Origin of the sequence: Nocardiopsis rhodophaea, from assembly GCF_039530945.1 — a bacterium.
Taxonomy (GTDB): Bacteria; Actinomycetota; Actinomycetes; order Streptosporangiales; family Streptosporangiaceae; genus Nocardiopsis_C; species Nocardiopsis_C rhodophaea.
Genome location: NZ_BAAAPC010000056.1, coordinates 1 through 1,057 on the forward strand (window position 1 = coordinate 1; position 1,057 = coordinate 1,057).

The 1,057-nt window shown below is 68.4% G+C and carries 1 protein-coding gene; it reads left to right on the forward strand.

Features of this window, described 5'->3' with window-relative positions; all coding sequences use genetic code 11:
* Nucleotides 1-127 precede the first annotated feature (127 nt).
* On the forward strand, nt 128-1,030 hold the full coding sequence (locus ABD259_RS25625) for an IS982 family transposase (protein WP_344165841.1): 903 nt from the start codon (nt 128-130) through the stop codon (nt 1,028-1,030).
* Nucleotides 1,031-1,057: the final 27 nt, after the last annotated feature.

Below are 1,057 nucleotides of genomic sequence, written 5' to 3' on the forward strand. Positions count from 1 at the left end.
GCCTAGACGAGTGATTCCTTGAAACGTCGTAGTCGTCCGCAAGCCCTGAGTAGCCGAGGGCAGGGCGGCGGCCTCGTGATCGGGCAAGGAGACCCGGACGTGGGCGAAGGGCGTCCAAGATCGTGGTGTGAGCCAACAACTGAACGCCCTTCTGACCGCACTCTATGTCTTCATCGACGACCATGTGGCCCCGCCCCGCACCGGCCGGGGCCGCCGCCCCCTGCTGTCGGACTCCGAACTGGTCACCCTGGCCGTGGCCCAAAGCCTGCTCGGGTTCCACTCCGAGCACCGCTGGATCCGCTACGCCATGTGCCACCTGCGCGGCCACTTCCCCCACCTGCCCAAACAGCCCGGATACAACAAGCGCCTGCGGGCCGCCGAACCGCTGATCCGCACCGCCATCCGGGCCCTGGGCCGCGACAGCCACCTATGGTTCGACAACCACTGGATCGCCGACTCCACCCCGGTGCCCTGCGCCATGTCGCGGCCCGCCGTGAAGCGCTCGCAGCTGGCCGGATGGGCGAACTACGGCTACTGCGCTTCCCACTCGCGGTTCTTCTGGGGACTGCGCCTGTTCTTGGTGTGCACCCCGGCCGGGCTGCCGATCCTGTGGGCGCTGGCCGACCCCAAGGCCGACGGCGGCGAGCCGGCGGTCCTGGCCGCGATGATCGAGCACGACGCCGAGCTGCTCGCCGACCGCCAGGGTCTGGTGCTGGTCTGCGACAAGGGGTTCGCGTCCAGGGCACTGGAGGCCCGGCTGCGCGAGATGGGGGCCGCGATGCTGCGGCCCTCCCGCAAGCGCGAGAAGGCCCGGCCCGGCGAGGGCCTGCTGAAATCGGTACGCCAGCTCATCGAGTCGGTCAACGACACAATGAAGGGCCAGCTCGGTCTGGAAGCCCACGGTGGACGCACCGTGCAGGGTGTGATGGCCCGGGTCGGCCAGCGCATTCTCGCGTTGACCGCCGCGGTCTGGAACAACCACCGCATGGGCCATCCCGTCCTCCGATCACTCACCGGATACGACCATTAACAGCCCTACAAGGAATCACTCGTCTAG